General features: G+C 46.8%; 24 protein-coding genes and 1 tRNA gene. All 25 read right to left on the minus strand.

Annotated elements, in window-relative coordinates:
- Window positions 1–3 precede the first annotated feature (3 nt).
- Window positions 4–639 carry a Gp15 family bacteriophage protein gene (locus tag H6X83_RS04035; RefSeq protein WP_212507878.1) on the minus strand — a complete coding sequence of 212 codons (636 nt, stop codon included), beginning with the start codon at window positions 637–639 and terminating at the stop codon, window positions 4–6.
- Window positions 623–928 (minus strand): hypothetical protein, encoded by a 306-nt coding sequence (locus H6X83_RS04040; RefSeq protein ID WP_212507879.1) that lies wholly within the window; start codon window positions 926–928, stop codon window positions 623–625. The genes H6X83_RS04035 and H6X83_RS04040 overlap by 17 nt, the downstream gene beginning before the upstream one ends.
- An 85-nt stretch (window positions 929–1,013) precedes the next feature.
- On the minus strand, window positions 1,014–1,805 hold the full coding sequence (locus H6X83_RS04045; RefSeq protein ID WP_212507880.1) for a phage tail tube protein: 792 nt from the start codon (window positions 1,803–1,805) through the stop codon (window positions 1,014–1,016).
- 7 nt (window positions 1,806–1,812) lie between these two features.
- Window positions 1,813–2,250, minus strand: coding sequence for a chloramphenicol resistance protein (locus H6X83_RS04050; protein WP_212507881.1), 438 nt, complete (start codon window positions 2,248–2,250; stop codon window positions 1,813–1,815).
- The gene (locus H6X83_RS04055) at window positions 2,243–2,599 is read right to left on the minus strand and encodes a minor capsid protein (RefSeq protein WP_212507882.1); all 357 of its coding nucleotides are present in this window, start codon (window positions 2,597–2,599) and stop codon (window positions 2,243–2,245) included. The genes H6X83_RS04050 and H6X83_RS04055 overlap by 8 nt, the downstream gene beginning before the upstream one ends.
- Complete coding sequence (locus tag H6X83_RS04060) at window positions 2,600–2,956, minus strand: DUF6751 family protein (protein WP_212507883.1); 357 nt, start codon at window positions 2,954–2,956, stop codon at window positions 2,600–2,602.
- Window positions 2,953–3,333 (minus strand): head-tail connector protein, encoded by a 381-nt coding sequence (locus H6X83_RS04065; protein WP_212507884.1) that lies wholly within the window; start codon window positions 3,331–3,333, stop codon window positions 2,953–2,955. Before H6X83_RS04065 ends, H6X83_RS04060 begins: the two co-directional genes overlap by 4 nt.
- A 12-nt stretch (window positions 3,334–3,345) precedes the next feature.
- Window positions 3,346–4,518: a phage major capsid protein gene (locus H6X83_RS04070; protein WP_212507885.1), complete on the minus strand. Its 1,173-nt coding sequence runs from the start codon at window positions 4,516–4,518 to the stop codon at window positions 3,346–3,348.
- A gap of 6 nt (window positions 4,519–4,524) precedes the next feature.
- The gene (locus H6X83_RS04075; protein WP_212507886.1) at window positions 4,525–5,052 is read right to left on the minus strand and encodes a phage scaffolding protein; all 528 of its coding nucleotides are present in this window, start codon (window positions 5,050–5,052) and stop codon (window positions 4,525–4,527) included.
- A gap of 126 nt (window positions 5,053–5,178) precedes the next feature.
- On the minus strand, window positions 5,179–6,339 hold the full coding sequence (locus H6X83_RS04080) for a phage minor capsid protein (RefSeq protein ID WP_212507887.1): 1,161 nt from the start codon (window positions 6,337–6,339) through the stop codon (window positions 5,179–5,181).
- Window positions 6,333–6,590: a hypothetical protein gene (locus H6X83_RS04085; RefSeq protein WP_212507888.1), complete on the minus strand. Its 258-nt coding sequence runs from the start codon at window positions 6,588–6,590 to the stop codon at window positions 6,333–6,335. The genes H6X83_RS04080 and H6X83_RS04085 overlap by 7 nt, the downstream gene beginning before the upstream one ends.
- The gene (locus H6X83_RS04090; protein WP_212507889.1) at window positions 6,577–7,995 is read right to left on the minus strand and encodes a phage portal protein; all 1,419 of its coding nucleotides are present in this window, start codon (window positions 7,993–7,995) and stop codon (window positions 6,577–6,579) included. The genes H6X83_RS04085 and H6X83_RS04090 overlap by 14 nt, the downstream gene beginning before the upstream one ends.
- 4 nt (window positions 7,996–7,999) lie before the next feature.
- Window positions 8,000–9,220, minus strand: a complete 1,221-nt coding sequence (locus H6X83_RS04095; RefSeq protein WP_212507890.1) for a PBSX family phage terminase large subunit — start codon at window positions 9,218–9,220, stop codon at window positions 8,000–8,002.
- The gene (locus tag H6X83_RS04100; RefSeq protein WP_212507891.1) at window positions 9,217–9,669 is read right to left on the minus strand and encodes a terminase small subunit; all 453 of its coding nucleotides are present in this window, start codon (window positions 9,667–9,669) and stop codon (window positions 9,217–9,219) included. Before H6X83_RS04100 ends, H6X83_RS04095 begins: the two co-directional genes overlap by 4 nt.
- 681 nt (window positions 9,670–10,350) lie before the next feature.
- Window positions 10,351–10,416 (minus strand) — tRNA-OTHER (locus tag H6X83_RS04105).
- 179 nt (window positions 10,417–10,595) lie between these two features.
- Window positions 10,596–10,943: a hypothetical protein gene (locus tag H6X83_RS04110; RefSeq protein ID WP_212507892.1), complete on the minus strand. Its 348-nt coding sequence runs from the start codon at window positions 10,941–10,943 to the stop codon at window positions 10,596–10,598.
- Window positions 10,940–11,212 (minus strand): nucleoside triphosphate pyrophosphohydrolase family protein, encoded by a 273-nt coding sequence (locus H6X83_RS04115; RefSeq protein WP_212507893.1) that lies wholly within the window; start codon window positions 11,210–11,212, stop codon window positions 10,940–10,942. The genes H6X83_RS04110 and H6X83_RS04115 overlap by 4 nt, the downstream gene beginning before the upstream one ends.
- 184 nt (window positions 11,213–11,396) lie before the next feature.
- Window positions 11,397–11,825, minus strand: a complete 429-nt coding sequence (locus tag H6X83_RS04120) for a VRR-NUC domain-containing protein (RefSeq protein WP_212507894.1) — start codon at window positions 11,823–11,825, stop codon at window positions 11,397–11,399.
- Entirely contained in the window at window positions 11,822–13,324 is a 1,503-nt protein-coding gene (locus tag H6X83_RS04125; protein ID WP_212507895.1) for a DEAD/DEAH box helicase, read from the minus strand. Before H6X83_RS04125 ends, H6X83_RS04120 begins: the two co-directional genes overlap by 4 nt.
- A 256-nt stretch (window positions 13,325–13,580) precedes the next feature.
- On the minus strand, window positions 13,581–15,443 hold the full coding sequence (locus H6X83_RS04130; protein WP_212507896.1) for a DUF927 domain-containing protein: 1,863 nt from the start codon (window positions 15,441–15,443) through the stop codon (window positions 13,581–13,583).
- Between the two features lie 59 nt (window positions 15,444–15,502).
- Window positions 15,503–15,793: a hypothetical protein gene (locus H6X83_RS04135; protein ID WP_212507897.1), complete on the minus strand. Its 291-nt coding sequence runs from the start codon at window positions 15,791–15,793 to the stop codon at window positions 15,503–15,505.
- A 13-nt stretch (window positions 15,794–15,806) separates the two neighbouring features.
- Window positions 15,807–16,394: a hypothetical protein gene (locus tag H6X83_RS04140; protein ID WP_212507898.1), complete on the minus strand. Its 588-nt coding sequence runs from the start codon at window positions 16,392–16,394 to the stop codon at window positions 15,807–15,809.
- Entirely contained in the window at window positions 16,381–17,022 is a 642-nt protein-coding gene (locus tag H6X83_RS04145) for a hypothetical protein (RefSeq protein WP_212507899.1), read from the minus strand. The genes H6X83_RS04140 and H6X83_RS04145 overlap by 14 nt, the downstream gene beginning before the upstream one ends.
- A gap of 202 nt (window positions 17,023–17,224) precedes the next feature.
- Window positions 17,225–17,563 (minus strand): hypothetical protein, encoded by a 339-nt coding sequence (locus tag H6X83_RS04150; protein ID WP_212507900.1) that lies wholly within the window; start codon window positions 17,561–17,563, stop codon window positions 17,225–17,227.
- Window positions 17,556–18,146 carry a hypothetical protein gene (locus H6X83_RS04155; RefSeq protein WP_212507901.1) on the minus strand — a complete coding sequence of 197 codons (591 nt, stop codon included), beginning with the start codon at window positions 18,144–18,146 and terminating at the stop codon, window positions 17,556–17,558. Before H6X83_RS04155 ends, H6X83_RS04150 begins: the two co-directional genes overlap by 8 nt.
- Between the last annotated feature and the right edge of the window lie 314 nt (window positions 18,147–18,460).

An 18,460-nucleotide genomic window follows, 5' to 3' on the forward strand; every position in this document is an offset into this window, starting at 1 on the left:
GAATCACCCCAAATCGTTCAAGTTACCACCGTGCGCAAGTATATCCGCAAGTCTTTCATCACGTTCCTGCTCTGCTTTAGATACAATTTCCGGCAGTTCATACCGGCGTTTCAACTTTTCATACTGTTGCTTCTGCTCTTTTGGCATACCGGCCGTATCAACCGTGCGGTACGTCATGATTTTGCCTTGCGGCGTATTCTCGTTCAGTGCAGTCAGCAGATTGATAAACACCCACCAATGCAGATTTGAAACGGTTAAATCGATGTGGTATTGTTGCCAGAATGATGCAAAAATGTTTGCGGAGTCATAATAAAAGGAACAGGCGCGCTTTTTATCGCTATCGTCTGTTCCTTCTTGTCCCGGCAGCTCCGGAGCCTGCCAGCCTGTATAAAATTTTAAAGCCGCGTCCTGTGCTTCAGGTAAGTGCGTTAAGAACCATTGCCATTCGTTCGGAATGTGCTGAATTGTTTTACATGGGTAGTACAGTTCAAGCATTTGTGTAGCTTTCTCGTCGTCCGGTAAATCAGGATTGTCCATAAGCGTTTCTAGCTTTATGCCCGCACGAAAATCCCAAACGATTGGGAACTTATGCCCCGCAATGTCCACAAGGTGGGGGAGCGGTTCAGTCAGCAGATTCATTTTCGTTGTACTCCTCAAGCAAGAATCCAGACAGCCCACCGAGTTTGTACACATCACAATTCATCAAGTCTCCAAGTACTTCGATGCAGGATTCTTTGCCAATAGCATGTGATACCAATTCATATTCCACATTTGCCAAAGTCAAAATGTCACTGGCGTCACTAACGTTAGAAAAGTCAGAAATCTTCTGGCAAATCTCTGCAATAGCGACGGAGGACGGTTTTAATTCGTAAATTTTCCCGTCAATTTTTACTGACTTTTTCTCTGAAACATAATTAAATTCACGCATTTTTATGTACCTCACTTATTTTTTTTATTGCTTTGGGTTCACGCGCCCTCTGCATCATATAAACCCCGGTTTCCCGGGGCAGTGGTTAAACAGTTTTGGATGTAACTGTAGTGATACCAGCCTTAACTGCAAGACCGGCGGCAGTGGTTTCAACCACCAAAATCTGATTACCGGTTGTTGCGGTAATGTCTGCTGTACCATTCCACGCAGTCATAGTCATGCAATCAGCGCCAACGACCGGCAGGGTCACAGTCGTGCCGGTCTGGTAGCGGTAGCTATTACCCTCAGTCAGCACCGGGGAAACCGTCAGCTTTGTGTCACCTGTAGCAGTACCGGCAATGCTGGTAACGGTCAAAGCGCCGAGAGCAGGTTTCTCCCATCCGGTAGTGAATGGATTCTCAGATGTACCGACTTTGGAAATATCAAATACGCCCTCGACCGGGTCACCGCGGCCGTTGAATTTGCCGCTGAAACTGTCCTTTTTATTGTTTGCTTTCAGGCTGTCGACGGTTGTCAACACTTCAAACTTGCGGCAATGGAACTTCGTGCCGCTGCCAATTTCAGCAGGCATATCAAGGTCGACTTCATAGAGTTGTGTTACGGCCTCGTCAATACGATGCATCTGTCCAATGTCGTAAATGTAATCACAACCCGGCTCTCCAATAACTCGCTTACCCGTGAAATCAAAATTTGACTTATACTCTGTAATTTCCGTTGTAGTGGATTTTTCGTTGTAATAAGTCGTGTCATCTGTTGCTGCGCCCGGGTTTTCATCGATAGTTTCAAAGCCTTTTCCCAACAGCACAATTTTCTCTGTGCCGGTCGGCTGTACATTCAAATAATCCGGGTGAATCAGTCTTTCCCTTACTTTTGCCATATAAAAATCACTCCTTAAAGTATTCAAGCGCTAACTGAATTTGATAGCGTTGCTTGTGTGTTTCTGCGTCTGCGCTCATGGAATATCCGGATGTCAATACTTCGACTGACTGTGCTTCACAGCCTGCCGGCAGTTTTGGAAGATTGTCAGCATCATTTTGAGTTTCAATCCAGTCCGAAAAATCATCGAAAAACGCAGATACTTTCATGTTTTCGATTTCAGCCGCCGAATAAGCTTCGCGTGAAGCAAAAATAAACAGCCGTCGCCGGATGCTGCTGCCGCCAATAAACTCGTCCAGTTTTTCTTCTGTGGGTTCCTCGTCCAGCGTGTATGAAATAGCTGTATTGCCAAGATAGTTAACCTTGATTTTTTTCCCGTCAATCATAGGGCAGGTGGACAAGAATTCCTGCATACCTGCAGTAATTGAATCAATCAAATCAGCCAAGGCGACCACCTACTTTTTTAGCGACCGCTGCCGTGATTTCGTCACCGTGGTCTGCAATCATGCGTTTATCCCATTCTTTACCGCGCCTGCCACCATTTGCAGTGCCATCGGTGCCGTTACCACCGTTTTCGTAATACTGCCGTCTTGCATACGGTTGGTCGTATAAAACTCCGTCAGGTTGCACCTGCGCTGTATTTTTCAGCGTTCCGGACTGCATAGGCACATACGGGTCGCACTGCCGTGCAACTTCGGAAGCAAAGAATTTTTGAATAGGCCCTTTATCCTGCAAACCTCGCTTTTGAATAATGTCGCGCGCAACTGGTAAATCAAGCACAACTTTAACGCCCATTTAGACCGCCTCCAATTTCCAGTGTGGCATATGTCCCTGCCGGTTGTCTGAAACCGTCTGCACGGTCACAGCACCAGCAGCAGAAAGCGTCACATCCGACTCACCGACATTAAGGCTGCAAGCACCATGCACAATCATATCGCCAACAACAGGGGAGAAACCGCCCGGCGCAGATTCGGCAGGGACGCGGACAACGATTTTTTTTGCGATAGTCATACCGTGGTCTGCTTGCGTCACACGACTTGACGCAGATGACTGTGTTACCTCCCGCCAAGTGACACCATTTAGCTCCGCTTTTGACGTAATTTCCCCATCTTCCAAGTGGTACAGCACCGCCGTTTCAGTCGCCATCATCATAAGTCGCACCCCGCATATCTCAGTGGGTCGGACGTGGGCAGCCACAAGTTTGCGGCGTCAACTTTCAGCTTGTCATAGCTTTTGCGAATGGTCGTAATACTGCCATAGCTTTCCGAATAGCCGTCATTGCTGAATGACTTCACGCCCTCACGCTCACTAGACTTGCTTTCTGCATCATCCTGCCGCTTTAGTGCCTCCGCAACCGCGCAGACGGCGCTTTTGACACGGTCTGTAACTTTTAGCGGGTCTGTAATTAGCCGTTCATAGGTCAGCCTGTCTATGTACAACGATGCATCACGTTCATAGCGCGGCCAGTCGGTGACAGAAATAAGAGTGCCTAAGTAGGCGCTCGAATAAAAGTCAAATGTCGCATACAAAAAAATCACTCCTTAAGCGTTAATTGGCAGTGTAATAGACTTAGTGACTGCGGAAGTCGAAACAGTAATTGTATCGGTTACCGTACGGTATCCAGACGCTTTGATTGTTACTGGATAAGTACCAGTACGCAGATTGTATACAGCCTGACCACTGGCATCCGTCTTAAGGCGCGAGCCGTCAACGTCAACGGTAGCGCCACTGATAGCAACAGGAGTTGTTGCATCATCCTTAACCGTCAGTGTGACTTTGTAATCCGTAAATGCAGATGCCGGTTCCATGTACGCAAACGGCACCGTTGTGCGGTCCTCATCCAGCCGTGTAGCGTAGTTTGGCAGCGCCCAGCCAAGACGCATAACCACGCGCAAAGCAATCATATCCTGCTGCGCAAGGTTGTACACGATTGCTTTGGTGGTCGGGTCCTGAATAACGCCCTGGTCGAGCAGCTTAACAGTAATATCCTGACGCATAGCGTAAACAGCCTGACTGAAATCACCTGCCACCATAAGCGCAACGGTATTATCAAAGCTTCCATTCATTGGGAATGCGATAGAAGTGCCATCCAGCGTGTACGGGGTTGCCGCTTTCATATCACTCATAAACAGCGGATGTCCAGTTGTGTCTTTGATACCGCGCAGAGCAGAACGAGTTTTGACGGATGCAACGATTCCGTTTACCATATGGCCGGAATCTTCAACCTTAGAAATCAGGCCATTAGTACCAAGCAAGCCATCATAGCTAATACCGCCAGAAACGTTATTACCCGCGTTACGGGCGCGGGTGATAATATCTGTCTGCCATTCAGATGGACGGTTCAAGCCAAACAAAATTGCCTGGTCGATTCGCTGCCCCATAGCCTCATTGACGCGTGGGGTGGCCTCTCCCAAAATATCGTAGCTGGAATCGGCCATAACCGCCTCTGGAATAGGCACAATAACAGCCAGCTCGGCGGCGGTCATATACACGTTGTCCCATGACTGTTCAGACGTCTGCTTGAATCCTGTGTCACCGTTTACCCAGTAGGCCATTGGCAGCATGTCAAGGACCGGAATTTTGGTCTGTTTGCTTGTCATGTTCGGCAACTGACGCATGAGCGGCAACACTGCGGACTGCTTCGGAACATCCTGAAAAATTGTTTTTACCAACTGCTCCTGAATAAGGGCAGTAGCCTGTTCTCTTGTAATCATAAATTTTTACTCCTTACTGCCACCGAATACTTCACGCAGGGCGGCATTTGCTTTGTCTTTGTCGGTGAGTGCTCCGGCACTGGGGCCGGGGGTAGCTCCGGAAAACTGCGGCGGCTTTTCCTCGGAATTAAAAAGGAATCCGTAATCTTTTTTCACAGATTCAAGCTGTTCTTTCAAACCAAGAATATTATCGCCGTCAAGTTTCAAGGCATCGGTTTTAAGGTGAGCTTTAACTCCGGTCACATCCTTTGCTTTTGCCGTTTTCAGTGCATCGTTTAGTGCATAGTCAAACTTGATTGCATCAACCTGTTTTTGCGCTGTCGTGGCGGCTGTATCAGCTTTTGCTTTCCATTCCGGGTCATAACCAGTCAGCTTTGTGTTTGCTGTATCCAACTGCGCTTTGTAGTTGTCCCGCTCGGTCGTAATTGCGGCATTGGCACCCTGCAATTTTGTGATATCTTTGCCGTGTAAGGCAAAAACCTTTTCTGCCTGGTCTTCCGTAAGGCCAAGCGCTGTCAATTCTTCTTTTTTCATGCGTCCTCCGTGTGCCTAAGCGTTTTAGGTGGTCGCCATCACCTGACACCCTGCATTTTTAGCCCGGCAGGTGGGGCAAATAGGTAAATTTAATAGGCCTTTTTACGTCTTACCCAGGACGTACAACTATTTTCTTGCCGCCCAAACGGCCTTAGCCGACTGACTATGCGAATATCCAAGTACCTGTTCGCGCTCGCTCTGCCGCAGCAGGCCGGTTTCCTCGCAAAAATCATTCAGCTTGCCTCGCTGTGCCTTCAGCTTTAAAGATGCAGCGGAAAATTCATCTTTAAAGCCTGCTTCGTCATATGCTGCCAGTTCCCGCTTCGTTTCTCTAATTTTGCGTTCCATTGACCGCTGGATTTGTGTAGCATCGTAATAGCTGATTTTTCCATCGTTGTAAGTGACTTTTGCATTGTTCTTGCGGTTGATTTCATCGCGCGGGTAGGCGCTGCTACTTAATCCCTCAAAATATGGGAAAAAGCTGTGTCGGCAGTTCCACCCACACAGCCCCGCACCAGTTCCGTAGCCAGTAGAACTCTCAAAGTCGTCATACTCTCCGCTTCTGCCTGACCGGCTGAATACTTTGCCCTGCCAAACTGCGTGCGTAGGCCGGGCACCGGAGTGCGCGGTTGTTTCGACTAGGTCGCACCCCATGTCATCCGCGTGCATAAGCGTTGTTTCTGCCGCCGTCTGGTTGACTCCGGTCAGCCCCGCGCGTCTGATTGCAACGTCCAGCTTGTCAACATGTCCGGACGGATAAGACACCGTGCATCCGGCTTCTGCTGCTTGCCTGACGGCCATACGAAAAGCTGTATTGTAATCAAATGCACCGCTGCTGACTTGCATTTCAACCATTGTCGCCGCTTGTATGTACGCTTGCTGTGATGTGCTGGCGGTTGTCATAGTCAGATTTTGTAATTGCCCGGCAGTTTTACGCACAGCCGCCAAAATTCGCTCATGCGCGGCGGGGGACAACTTAATTGATGGTTTCAGGCCAGCAGCAATATAAATCCGATTGTCAGCAGTAATGCAGGCGGTTTCTGCATCCTCGAACATTGCCCTGACCTGCCTTGCAGACAGTCCAGATAGCTTTGAAACACGCTGTATAACTTCCGCATACAGTAAGCCAGATTGCTGTACCATAACCGCCTGATATGCTGCTGTATCAGTCATGCGGCCGGTTTTCAATAGCCGCCTGACAATATCGCGAATGATTTGATTTTCTAATCGGCTATGCAGCTCTACAATATCATCTGTGCAGTGGTCGAGATAATCAGGGGTTAACATGGTTCGTAAGTCTTTGCAAAAATATCAGGTTTGCAGGGATAAAATTCACCGTTTACGCCACGAATGATAAAGTCTCCGGGCTGAGCTTCCATAATTCCTTCCAAAGTCTGAATTTTCATTACAGGACGTTTCGGGTCTTTATAACTAACTCGGATAGGGTCAAGTCCCATTTCTGAAATTGCAGACACGCAATCGGAATTATCTTCAAACTGTATTGCCTCAATAACAACCGGCTTTTTACGATATTTCATTCTGCATCTCTTCCTTTCCATCCGCGAACGGGTCAACCTGTCCTTTCTGCGCCTCGCCTGCAATCGCTTTTGCATCTTCCTCGGTGTAACTTTCAAACTCCATGAGATACCGCCAAAACGGGAATTTACCAGCTATGACATACTGCCAAAACATTTGTTTTCGCTGGCTTGGCTCGTTTACAATGCTATCATCCCAATCGTATGCAGTCTGGTAGGACCCCTGCGGTGCTAAATTGTACAGTGTCGCAAGTTTATCCATGCTGTAAATCAAGTCGTCAAGCGCGTTTTGAAGTGCCTTTTGAATATCTTTTACAGTGCAATAGCTGCGCTGACGGCTTGCATTGATTTCAGTCGCCGTCTTTGCAACGTTCTGCGGGTCTGACAATGTTCCGTAAGCAAGGCCAACCTGCATTTCAATCTGTTTGAGCATGGTATTCATGCCGCGTGCAAAGCTTTCATCCCGCAGCGCAGGCGCAAAAATCTGATAAAATGTTTGGTCGCCCGTGGGAACATCATGCCCTCTATACAACCGCTTGTCACGTTCTGGCATTGAAAAGCATTCGCCGTCTGGACTCTTCCTCAAATAGTCGTCTGCAACGTCCAACGCCATTTCACCGCCACGATATTCCCATAGATAGCGGCCATACTGCTCATCAAAATCGTGTATTGTCTCGACTGCATCTGCAAACACCGAAGTTCCCAGTGGAGAATGCCTGTCCTGCCGGTTCGCCTGCGGCACGCGGAAGTACGCGAATAGTGGCCGGTCAACGTTTGAAATCTGCGCGTCTGGTGAAATTTGTGCCCATTCCGGGACAGCGGAAAGGTCTATCGGTGTGCCAATAGAATCGGATGAATGACTTTCAAACGCTCTGTTCTGAATTGTGTGAGTACCGTTTTGATACTCGTGATGCTCAGCACGGGTAAAAATGCTATTCTTTCGCCGAATCTGCTCAACAAAAATGCACCCGGTCATACGACCAGATGCATCAAATGAAGTAGGGAAGAAGTCATCCCCCTGAACAGCGTCAATTATAATTTTGCCGTCCTGCACATAGGGCTTGAACACAATGCCACCTAACGCGCAGCCAAGCTCAGCATAAGAGCGGATGCGGTCAAGCATTTTATTCATCTGCTGCTGCAGGAAATCAGCACGCGGCGAACCAGTAACATCAACTTCAATTTCGATTGTGACAAGCCGGGCAAATTCAGAAGCGATAATGGATGGTAGTTTGCAGCTATGTATTCCTGTTTTCGCATTGCACCATGGGCCGCCATTCTCATACATTCGCGCCCACATATCAATCGCGCTTGACATCTTTTCAGATAACGCAATATCCTGCTCGTTACCAGTATCAAACATCTGGTTGAGCATAGACCGCAGCCATTTCAATAGCTTTTTAAACATTCGTTCACCTCCAATCTGCCCAGCGGAACTCACGCGCTAACACGGTATAACAGAAATACCGCATTGCGTCCATTGCATGGTCGTTCTCTTTGATTACAGTGTCATCGTCCTTGTCTTCATCCCAGCGGTACAAGGAAAATTCTCGAATCGTATCTTGGCACGACTCGTGAAATTTGAGCATACCTGCGTGCAAGAAAGACGATGTGACGCGAATACCGTCAAGCACATCGTTGTCGCCTTTCCACACTTGAAATTTACCATGTCGCCGAATGCATTCAATGAAGCTTGCAGCGGACGGGTCAACAATTACTTTGCGAATGTAATAGCCTTGCGTTAACTTTTCGAGTTCTGCATAATATTCTTCATCCGTCTTTTGCTTCTTGGCCTTGCGACTATCGTAATAATATTCATGCACCATAGTCGCTTTATGGTCTTGCACACACCACAGCTGCATGGCAGTAGGGTTTACAGTGCCATAATCCATGCTTACATACCATTGCCCGTCAATACCGGCCAACGACTTATGAATTATAAACGAATCTGGAGAATCGGTGAACATGGGGTAAACGCGCCCCTCAGCCACTACCCACAGCCCAAGAATATACCGGTCATAGAAAACGCCTGAATAGTTGTTGTAATATTCCTGCTTCTTTTCTTCGCTCAATGATGGATTATCGTCAAGCAGGAAATGCAGATGCAACGCATTCTTCTCTTCGGAATGCAGCACCCAATTCTGATAAAACCAATGCTGCGGTCCCTCTGGGTTGCAGTTGAACCAATACTTTGAGCCATTCACAGAGCAGCGGGCAAGCGCCTGATTCACGAACGACTCAGGCATTAGAGCCACTTCATCCAACAGCACGCCCGCCAACGTAATGCCCTGTATGAGCTGATAGCTGGATTCATCCTTGCCGCCAAAGATATAGAAACAATTACTTTTGCTGCCGCGTGACACCGTCAGAACGTGATTTGCAAAATGCAGTTTGAAGTTTTGCTGCAAATATCGGACACCCATAAGTGGCCGAATGATGTTGCGCTCTGCTGAAACAACCGTTTTTCCGCAAATGCCAAAGTTCTGGCCGTTGAAGTTTCCCATTGCCCACAGCACAAACGATAATGACATAACGCAAGTCTTACCAGCACGGACGGCGCCATCACAAATTAATGCTGAATATTTGGAGTAGGGGAAAGTGAGTATTTGACGTTGCTTTTCTGAAAAACTCATTTTTTCTCAAGCTCCTCTTTGAGCGATTTTGTAAGCGGGTCGTCTTCAACGGTAACAGTAGACTGCTGCACTTCCGGGTGCTCAGACCAGCCTTTGAAGTTATTCCGCAGGCTAAATTGTGCGCCGTTGCTGCCGTCTTTATCATACAATCTTGATTCTGCATAATCCTCACAGCGGGACTTCGCGCGCGTAACCGTGTCAAAGAACTGCGGCTTTGCCTGATAGTTTAACAGTGCCTGCCTGCTGGTGAACCCTAGAGCCAAAGCAAGCCCTGTAACAGTAGGCGGTCTGCGGTCAAGCATAATTGGATATCCGAATTTGTTTAAAACAGGTTCACCTTTCGCGTCTAAGAGTGGCGTACCTTTGCACTCCTCGAAATAAGTGTTGATAACCTTTTGCATTTGCTCCACAGTTTTATATCTCGGAGGGCATCCGACTTTTTTACTCATTTCTTTTCACCACCCGGCGGTTTATTTGGCCAGTACGGGCATTTTCCCGGATACTGGCATACTGGAGTTGCATTATTTTTGTCTCTGTAAATGCAGTCCCCATTCTTTGGACAGTAAGGCATCGTAACCACCTCAAAAATCGTATAAAAATAGCAGCCCAGTTAAAGGCTGCTGAATCATCAAAGACAGGACTTATTGACAATGCCTGCCCGGTTAAGTAACACCTGCCGACTCGTATCGCATAGGTAAATCAGTCAGGTAATGGTGAGCTACCCCGGTCACGACCCGGTGGGCACGTCCTATTGGACTGCCGTAACTCATACAGAAACATCGGAAATTAATCCGATGTTGGCCCCTGAAAGAACGCTTACGCGGTTCAGGCGGCTCTTTTTTTGCACGCTTCGGGTGACTATTCCTCCCGCGCTCGAATGTTCCTTTTTGGTAAGGCGGAATGCTTTTCACATTGAATCCTAACCGCCACTGAATTAGCCAGTATCAAAAAAGTAAATATTAAAAATGGACTTGCAGCACCGTAATCGGTGAGTTGGTTATGCTGCTACCTGTTTCCCGACGGCCATTTTTTTCGCCGGAGCTATTGATTTCTTGTAAATTCACAGCTAAGACGCTCTTTTCATACCGTTTGCGAAGTCGTTAGAAAGAGTAAAGCAACTGTCTTCGTAGTGCACAGTGCAGGACTCGAACCTGCTTCTCCAAAAAGGCGAGTTACCCTTGCTACTCGAACTGTGCATATAAAGCTGCTCTGTCTCACGACGGTGCAGCAGTAAAAAAATGGAAGGAGACAAAAAATGAATCAAAAAATGAGTCCTTGTAATCTTGATTAATTAGAGATAAAATAATAAATTGGGTGAGTTTACTCTCTTAATTATTTGCTCTCTATTTTAATATTATAGTAACATACGTAACAGTCAAGCCTTTTTCAAAAAATTATATAAATATTGCTTTTCGGCTGTGAATGACCGGCCTGTACGTTTCGCAATCTGCCACCATGTCATGTTCCTGCGGTAATGCATATCCAACAAATTCTTTGCCCGCACGTCTGTAACGCTGTCTATGTACGCATCTAAGACACTTAATTTTTCGCTCAGTAGTTTTACTTCCTGCTGCGTTTTATCGTCACAGGCGACCCCACGGAGCATAATAGAGTGGGGAAAACCGGAAGAGTAGTCTTTCGCTGTGTCTCCAACAATTTCAGTTTGCAATGTGTGTAGACGAACGGACAAATCATGGTAGCACGATAATTCATTGCGAGTCATGATTGTACCTCCATCCTCGCCCATAGCCGGTTAAGCTTGTACTCCTCTATGTCACTTGTGCCGCCGTACAGTATGCGCAATTGCTCCAACATAATCTGTACGTCTCCTGCCTCTTCTCGGATTTCGTCCAGTGTTGCAAACCCGATACGATACTTCAGCAGTGCCTTTGTCAGCTCTGACATTTCCTCAACGGCTTTATCTACTTGCGAATTTTCACCGTATGTACGGATTGCTCGGCCCTCAATTTCTTTTCTGCGGTCATCCGTCATTTCCTCCAACCTCCTTGTAAATAAGCTATTTGACATATTTTTTGTTCTGCCCGTGCCTGATCGGCACAGATTTCGTGTCGCCAATAGCGGCGCAACGTCCAACGAATTCCAAGCACATATAATTCTTCGTCAATGCACAATTCGTCACAGGCAGGATAAGGATTTTTCAGAGTTGCAAGCTGGTTCAATTGCTTTGCTCTGACATTGGGACCGTATGGAGGTGGAGGGGCAGGCTTAGATACTCGTTTAGGCACTTAATCGCCTCCTGATACCCGTAGCAGATGCAGGCGCAATAACCGTGTTCTGACAACTTGTCAATCCACCATAGTTGTTCCCTTGACGGCTTGCCTTTTGCTGTCTTTAGCTCTATGTACAGCCCTGCAAAATTGCCGCGAGGGCAGGGAAGCGACAAATCAGGGACACCTTTTTTTACACCGGACGCCTTGTCAATCGCAATTTGCTTTGCGTCTGCATAGGTAGTTTCGTTTTTGATATGATGTAGTAATGCCAATTCAGGGAACCGGCTGCGAATAGCCGGTTGCTCACTCCAAAGAAAGATTGCGTGCTGAATGGAAGATTCCTGCATGGGATTGAGTTTGAAAACACGGTTCATCCTGCTAACCTCCTGTTTAAAATCTGACTTGCTTCTAACTTTGTTAATTCTGTGCAGTCAAAGCCCTTGCACATTCTGCTGACTAATCTCATTTGTTTTTCACTGGCAGGCTGTGCACCCCAACGCTTTGCTGCTGACACATCCCAAATGTACTTTTCTTTTGCGTAGTCACGGCACAGCATTTTGTAAGCGTTATCAAGTGCGTACTGCATTGTAACAATTCGCCCTCCAAAATTGCATCTGCCCAATTTGTCAGCTGGGGGAATTGTCAGCCGTTTGTGCGGCAGGGAAAGCGTCATTCTGCCATCCGGCTGCTTGAACCAGTTGACTCCATGTGTGTTGTATGACTGTGTCTTTGCCCATAAGTCAACGATTTCAACATTCCTTATCCAGCTTTCAGGACAATCACTTAATGTGGTTGCCTTGTCTGGCAGGTCAAACAATAGTCCTTCTAGCTCCTGCTGCTTCTTTTCTGGCACGGGCGATAAATCTATTCCCAATAAAGACGGAGCCGTACAGAGGCTTCTGGAGCCTGTTGCACCTACACAGTCAATCAGGTTTAGCTTGTCTTTACCCGGAGCCAGCCGCAACCCGCGTCCGACCATCTGCGTATATAGGCTGTCCGATTGTGTTGGCCTGGCAATAATAACCGTCTCGACTCGCGGAATGTCTGTGCCCTCGGTAAAAACCATGCAGTTAACAAGGCAGGGGATAGAACCATTTGCAAGCCCGTCAATTAATGCCTGCCGCTCTTTTGGAGGCGTTTTGCCAGACACTACAGCAGCACCTGAAATGCGTTTTGCAATTTCTTCGGACTGCTTGACAGATACTGCAAAAACAAGTGTTGCACCTATTGCCATATCTTTGTACGCCTGTGCTATAGCATCCGCAGTTCCGTCCATTGCTTCTTCCAGTTCTCCCGGCGCATAATCTCCGCCAGAAGTTTTGACGTGGCTCAGGTCATAGCCGATGTTGACACGCCGACAGTAGATGTCTGACAAGTACCCGTTTTGAATTCCCCATTTTAGATCCCGCTCAAACACAATATCTTGAAATACATCATCCAGCCGGACGGAGTCGGAGCGGTTAGGCGTTGCTGTGAAACCTATCAATTGCCTGGGTTGAAAGTAATTGAAAATATCGTGATATGTTTTTGCCCCGGAATGATGTGCTTCGTCGCAAATAATCCGGTCAAATTCATCCGGTGCAAAGTTGTTCATTCGGTGCGTCATTGTCTGTACGCTTGCTGATACAACCGGTTCGCCGTGACTGTGCTGTGTGCCTAACTCAATCCCATAATCACAGTCAAAATATTTACGTGGTTGCGTTACTAATTCGCGCCGGTGCGAAAGGATAAGCGTGCGTCCAGTTCGCGGCAGGTTCGCAAACGTAACAGTCTTGCCTAGCCCGGTCGCCATAACTGCCAGCCATGCACCGGGGCCGGCATGAATAATTGAGTCAATGCATTCCTGCTGATATTCACGCAAATGTATATTCATGCAAAATATATGCCTCCTTTATGTGTTGCCACTGTTTCCACCATGTTTCCACTGTGTGGCAACCGCTGTAACCCGCATTCCTATGCAATTCTTAACATGATGTTGCCACTGTTGCCACTAAATCCCCCCAAAGTCCCAGAGGAAAAATTATTTTTTGAAATATATTGAAAAAATATTTCTTATAAATAACGCGTGTGTATTGCGGAAAAGGTGGCAACAGTGGCAACAATGGCAACAATTTTTCTTAAAAAGAATTTTAGTTATTAAAAGGCAAATCTTCTTTACAAATATCCTCGTCAAAGCTGTCCATAATTACCGCTATGCAGCGTACATTTGTAATTCCATTCACACGTTTCATGATTGTATACCGCTTAGTTGACTCTCCGCCTTGCAACTTCATCTTGCCATTTTTACGCATCCATGCCTTGATTGGCTTCGGGTCGTACCCTGCATCTTTGCATACATTATCAAAAATTGTTGCAATAATATACGCTGTGTCCTGCTCAATTACGCCGTAAACGTCGCCGAAATCGCCGTCAGCATGGGTGCGCATTTTGTTTGCATTCTGTGCCACCCAGTCGCAAATGTATGCATATCCGCGCTTGCCAACGTTAACTTCGTCTTTCGTAACAAGGAAATGTCCGATTTCTTTGACGGTCAAATTTTGCCCATCCTGAAAAATCCAATCAGTAGCCAGCTTGTCCGCTGTTAAGATGCAAGCAGCAGCCATAGCCTGCTTTTCGGTAGATTCTGATTCACATAACTGCTTGAAAAATCCGTCGTACACATCCTGCGCATGTTCTTCCTGATTGCACCCGTACAAATGGTTTACAAACTCTTTTCCAGCAAATCCATAGTTTTTGTATAGCAGATTGCACAGTGTATGGCCGTCTGTGACGATAGGACTATCAGGGGATAACTCTATGCTGATAACGCGGTTTATCGCGCCTGCGCCGCTGCTAGACGTTGTCAGCGGGGTTTCACCGGTTGTTATCATGCAGTTCGCCCATGTGGGAGTAATGTCAATGCCGCCGGATTTGTTTCCCCTGGTGCGTCCTTGCCCTTCTGAAAGCAAATACACAATGTCAAATTTGTTGCGTCCATGGGAATCTTTTAAAAGCTGCAACTCGTCAATCATGTAAGGGCAGTGGTTAAAAAAGGCTGCTGACCGTTCAAGTCCGACCTGCGTCGCATTAAATGTTTGTATGTATGCACCACCCTGCCAGTGCGGGTCACCCCATACGGAAGCGGCGCACATCAAAGCAACTGTTTTGCCGCTGCCTGACTCCCCAGACCAGATATGCACAAAGAATGGGTTAATGTTAAGAGGGGAAACAAGAGCACTTGCGAATGCAGCAGCAATCGTTATGCGCAATTCTATGGTCGTGCCTCGCAGCCCTTGCATGAGCTGAACCCATTTATCACGGTCTCCATGTTCATGCATTGCTGCATATGCCTTTCCGCATTTCTCGTCACCGTCAAATGTAATTTCCGGTACATAAGGCGAAAAGCCTATGTCTTTTATCATGCCCAATCGGCTGACTGACTGCACTTCTGGTATTAAATCCAGATTCAAATTTTCAAGATTGAACAGGTAATCAACCAAGTTTTTAGCTGTTTCGGAAGTAACTGAAATCCCACAGCCTGCCAACTCCACAATTTTCCGGCTGTTCGATGTGACAAGTTTTGGAACTACAACGTGCCGCCAACGCCGATCTCCTTTTGTATACGATAACTCCAGCTTTTCTTCACCTGTGTCAATGTTTACAACTCGCTTTGTAATCGTAATAGGGCAGGCGGCCGCAACTTCTGATTCACCATAACGTGCGTCTTTGTAAATTCCACTATCGTCTGCTTTCCATGTGCCAGACCGTAGCTCAATAGGCTGGTTTGAGAAATTTGTTTTTTCACACATATCAATGATTTTTGAGCCGCTTTTTGGTTCGGATTCAGAAACAAACGACTTCCAAAGCTGCGAAAAATGTTTTACGCCAACACTGCTAGCGTTTTTTTCAAGTTTGTTATATGCCTGCTGTCGCTCAAAATTACTGTCAATATTAAGTACTTCTTCATACGGTACCGGAGTGTCAAAATCTTCCAACTTGTAGTTGTATTCCAAATGATTATTTCACCGCTTTCCGAGCCTGTACCAACCCGCCCACCCGGCTCTAAAAATAATTATTCTATGCTTCCAAATCCGCCAGCAAAAAGCAGCTTTAAAATATTGCTTTCTGGTTTGACGATACGGCTTGTTATTTCGTTCTTACCTAGCTTGACTTCAAAGGTGCGGTGTACTGTGTGTATGAACACTTTGAATCCTTGTTCAAAAAGCTTTGTAGACAAGAGCACAAGCTGAGTAGTATGCACAACCTCGTCGTTCCATATTGCCATTCTTGAACTGTAAAAGTCGTGGTATACTTTTGTATAGGGTTCACAATTGCTGCCAAAGTAGAAATGGATCTCTTTCATTCTTATGTCCTCCTTAAAACGGTAAATCGTCCTCGTCAGGAAGCGTCTGAAAATCTCCCTGCTGCTGCGTCTGTGGCTTGTCATTAACTGCCAGAGGCTTGTCCTTCGGCGTATCCAGCTTTTCAATGCCATTGACCGGCACAAACCTATAAGGCTGTGTTTTCCATCCGGAACGGCCATTGTATGCCCATTCTGTATTGCGGAACCGTACACCGATTCTTTTACCTTTTAATGTTGCTTCGTCCCAGTTCCATTTATAGCCCGGATTGCTGGCTTCGATAGCTTCAATAATTCCTTTAAAAATCGCGGCCGTTTTGCGTGCTTGGTCGGAATCCTCGTTAGTGGGGCAGTAGGGGCGCAGACAGCCTTTCCATTTCTGGTCTCCCCATTGCGCTTGGTTGCGGTAATCATTGGCATAAAAACCCTTAAATTCTCCCTCATCAATGTCAACACTGATTTCCAGCTTGTCAAATTTCCCGTTTTTCCCGTCATATGTAACTATTTTTGCACCCTTAATCTTGCAAATGTAGTTGCCTGCCGGGAGCGTCTGTGCTTCTCCGGATGCTGCCTGTATTTTGTCCCAATCGTTATATTTCTGCATTATTAGTACCTCCAAAATTGTAGTATTCGCGGATTACTGCATCCACGGCTTTCAAATCATTGTCTATCAGGTCTGGTTCAAACATGCCCAGCGGCGACTTTGTAATGTCACCCTCGCCGCTGCTGTGTGTGCGAAAATAATACTTGCCCGATTCAACATAGGTGTGAAGCGTGATTGTAACTTTGCCCTCAACACACAGCTTTTCATGTACCAGTTTGCCAACCGTGCGGGGCGTTTCATGTCCGGACTCGTCGCGCTCAACGTGGCTCATAAGGTACAAAATACAATCATCTGGTAGTTGTGGGGCGATTTCAAATAGTCCACTGTAATCAGATGCCATATCGGTAAATTTTCCGTACCCAGTTTCAGAAGAGCGGCGCATAAACTGGTCTGTCATAAGATACTGAATATCGTCTAGCACGATTGCTTTGTTGCCATGTTTGACAGCCCCAAAGATAGCTTTTTGTACTGCCGCATAATCGTTCGTGTTGTATGGCTTTAGCTTTGTGCGAAATGGCAATGGCTTTTTTGCAACGTTGATAATGGCAATTTCTCCCGGCTGAAAGTTTCGCAGGGAAGTGGTCTTTCCGCTGCCTGACTCTCCGAGAATTAAAACGGATATGCCCATTATTTACACCTCCTCAAATTTTAGCGGACACCATTCCTGCCGTGCTCCGATATCTGCTATCCAATCACCAGTCAGGCGACAGCTATACCGTTTGAATGGTTCTTCAAACCGCAAGAATAGGGGACACCAGCGGCAACAAACATCACCGTTTGGGAAATACACTGGCACAATTGCAGTGCCGGTTTCGTAGTGCGTGACTGTCTTAGGCATTTGCATAGTAGCACCTCACAGTTTGCGAAAAATCTGTTTGTCTCGCCCGCAAAAAGTCCTGTACAACATCGGAATATGCGCCAGACGAAACATATTTAATGAAGTCATGCAACGTCTCATAGTCTCCTGCTATGTATTCCTCTGCGTACTTTTCATAGTTGTTTATGCAGTAATCAGCAAAGCAATCGTTGCATACTGTGTCATCGCCAATGGTTATAACTTCTCCAGCATCAATGCCACAATGGCACATGCAACATTCAACATCATGTGGGTATTCCGGAGGAAGCATTTTGTCATATGCTCGTTGCGCAGCAGGATAGTTATCAAACATCTTTCTGTTCCCTCCATTTCAGATATGCGGCAATATCAAGCGGGTGTTTGAGCGTGTATTCACTAGTGATATGAGGGAATAACGATGTTGGAAGAAACATTTGTGTTTCTTTGTATTCTCCTTTTGAAAACATCATCACAGAGTCATGATTTTGAGTAACGCAGGCGGCATTGCGACTATATGAGTTGTACCATTTCAACGCTTCCACTTCTGCGTCTGTGAAATCAGGGTAGGAGGGAAGACGTTCAATGTGGCGTTCGCCATTAATGCAGCTAAATATAGAATAAATTTCATTATATGTAGTGGATGTAAAGCCATAGCTGTCTTTAATAATTCCGCTCTCAGCTATGCAATGAGGGTTCCTGCCAGCCCCGGGCAAATTGAACTTTTCCTCAACTTCCAACGGCTGCTCAGGACAGAGCAGATAACAGATTTTCGGGCGGTCTGGCTTGGCAATGATCCAGTCTTGCGGGTGGCACGTTGCTGAGCAGGCCCCATAAAATTTGCAGTCGCTGCATACTTCATGCTTTGCACATTCGCTCTGAAATTCCTTAACGGTCAAGAACGGGCTCATTTTGTTCATTTGACATTTCCTTTCATCTGTTTTAAAATAGCGATAGTTTTATTTTGTGTGTGCCGTTGTCAGGGTTGCAGCCTTGGCAGCGGCTTTTTCTTTGTCACGTTTCCGGCGCGCTATGCACTGGCAATGCTTCGAGCAATAGACCTGACGTGTTGAGCGCGGCACAAATTGTTTGCCGCAGACGGGGCAGACGCGCGGAGGTATAACTGGCGGCCTACGGCGTACGGAATCTCGCCCCAATCCAACTGCTTCAAGATAGCAGGTTTCTTCCGACGTCTGGTGCTTGTGGTTCCCGCCGTCGCAATGCGGTAATTTGC

This window comes from Caproicibacterium amylolyticum (assembly GCF_014467055.1).
Classification (GTDB): Bacteria; Bacillota; Clostridia; order Oscillospirales; family Acutalibacteraceae; genus Caproicibacterium; species Caproicibacterium amylolyticum.

What these genes read in the sequence shown, in the direction of transcription:
- H6X83_RS04035 (WP_212507878.1), bottom strand. Translation starts at nt 639, where the DNA reads ATGAATCTGCTGACTGAACCGCTCCCCCACCTTGTGGACATTGCGGGG.
- H6X83_RS04040 (WP_212507879.1), bottom strand. Translation starts at nt 928, where the DNA reads ATGCGTGAATTTAATTATGTTTCAGAGAAAAAGTCAGTAAAAATTGAC.
- H6X83_RS04045 (WP_212507880.1), bottom strand. Translation starts at nt 1,805, where the DNA reads ATGGCAAAAGTAAGGGAAAGACTGATTCACCCGGATTATTTGAATGTA.
- H6X83_RS04055 (WP_212507882.1), bottom strand. Translation starts at nt 2,599, where the DNA reads ATGGGCGTTAAAGTTGTGCTTGATTTACCAGTTGCGCGCGACATTATT.
- H6X83_RS04060 (WP_212507883.1), bottom strand. Translation starts at nt 2,956, where the DNA reads ATGATGATGGCGACTGAAACGGCGGTGCTGTACCACTTGGAAGATGGG.
- H6X83_RS04070 (WP_212507885.1), bottom strand. Translation starts at nt 4,518, where the DNA reads ATGATTACAAGAGAACAGGCTACTGCCCTTATTCAGGAGCAGTTGGTA.
- H6X83_RS04075 (WP_212507886.1), bottom strand. Translation starts at nt 5,052, where the DNA reads ATGAAAAAAGAAGAATTGACAGCGCTTGGCCTTACGGAAGACCAGGCA.
- H6X83_RS04080 (WP_212507887.1), bottom strand. Translation starts at nt 6,339, where the DNA reads ATGTTAACCCCTGATTATCTCGACCACTGCACAGATGATATTGTAGAG.
- H6X83_RS04085 (WP_212507888.1), bottom strand. Translation starts at nt 6,590, where the DNA reads ATGAAATATCGTAAAAAGCCGGTTGTTATTGAGGCAATACAGTTTGAA.
- H6X83_RS04090 (WP_212507889.1), bottom strand. Translation starts at nt 7,995, where the DNA reads ATGTTTAAAAAGCTATTGAAATGGCTGCGGTCTATGCTCAACCAGATG.
- H6X83_RS04095 (WP_212507890.1), bottom strand. Translation starts at nt 9,220, where the DNA reads ATGAGTTTTTCAGAAAAGCAACGTCAAATACTCACTTTCCCCTACTCC.
- H6X83_RS04100 (WP_212507891.1), bottom strand. Translation starts at nt 9,669, where the DNA reads ATGAGTAAAAAAGTCGGATGCCCTCCGAGATATAAAACTGTGGAGCAA.
- H6X83_RS04110 (WP_212507892.1), bottom strand. Translation starts at nt 10,943, where the DNA reads ATGACTCGCAATGAATTATCGTGCTACCATGATTTGTCCGTTCGTCTA.
- H6X83_RS04115 (WP_212507893.1), bottom strand. Translation starts at nt 11,212, where the DNA reads ATGACGGATGACCGCAGAAAAGAAATTGAGGGCCGAGCAATCCGTACA.
- H6X83_RS04120 (WP_212507894.1), bottom strand. Translation starts at nt 11,825, where the DNA reads ATGAACCGTGTTTTCAAACTCAATCCCATGCAGGAATCTTCCATTCAG.
- H6X83_RS04125 (WP_212507895.1), bottom strand. Translation starts at nt 13,324, where the DNA reads ATGAATATACATTTGCGTGAATATCAGCAGGAATGCATTGACTCAATT.
- H6X83_RS04135 (WP_212507897.1), bottom strand. Translation starts at nt 15,793, where the DNA reads ATGAAAGAGATCCATTTCTACTTTGGCAGCAATTGTGAACCCTATACA.
- H6X83_RS04140 (WP_212507898.1), bottom strand. Translation starts at nt 16,394, where the DNA reads ATGCAGAAATATAACGATTGGGACAAAATACAGGCAGCATCCGGAGAA.
- H6X83_RS04145 (WP_212507899.1), bottom strand. Translation starts at nt 17,022, where the DNA reads ATGGGCATATCCGTTTTAATTCTCGGAGAGTCAGGCAGCGGAAAGACC.
- H6X83_RS04150 (WP_212507900.1), bottom strand. Translation starts at nt 17,563, where the DNA reads ATGTTTGATAACTATCCTGCTGCGCAACGAGCATATGACAAAATGCTT.
- H6X83_RS04155 (WP_212507901.1), bottom strand. Translation starts at nt 18,146, where the DNA reads ATGAACAAAATGAGCCCGTTCTTGACCGTTAAGGAATTTCAGAGCGAA.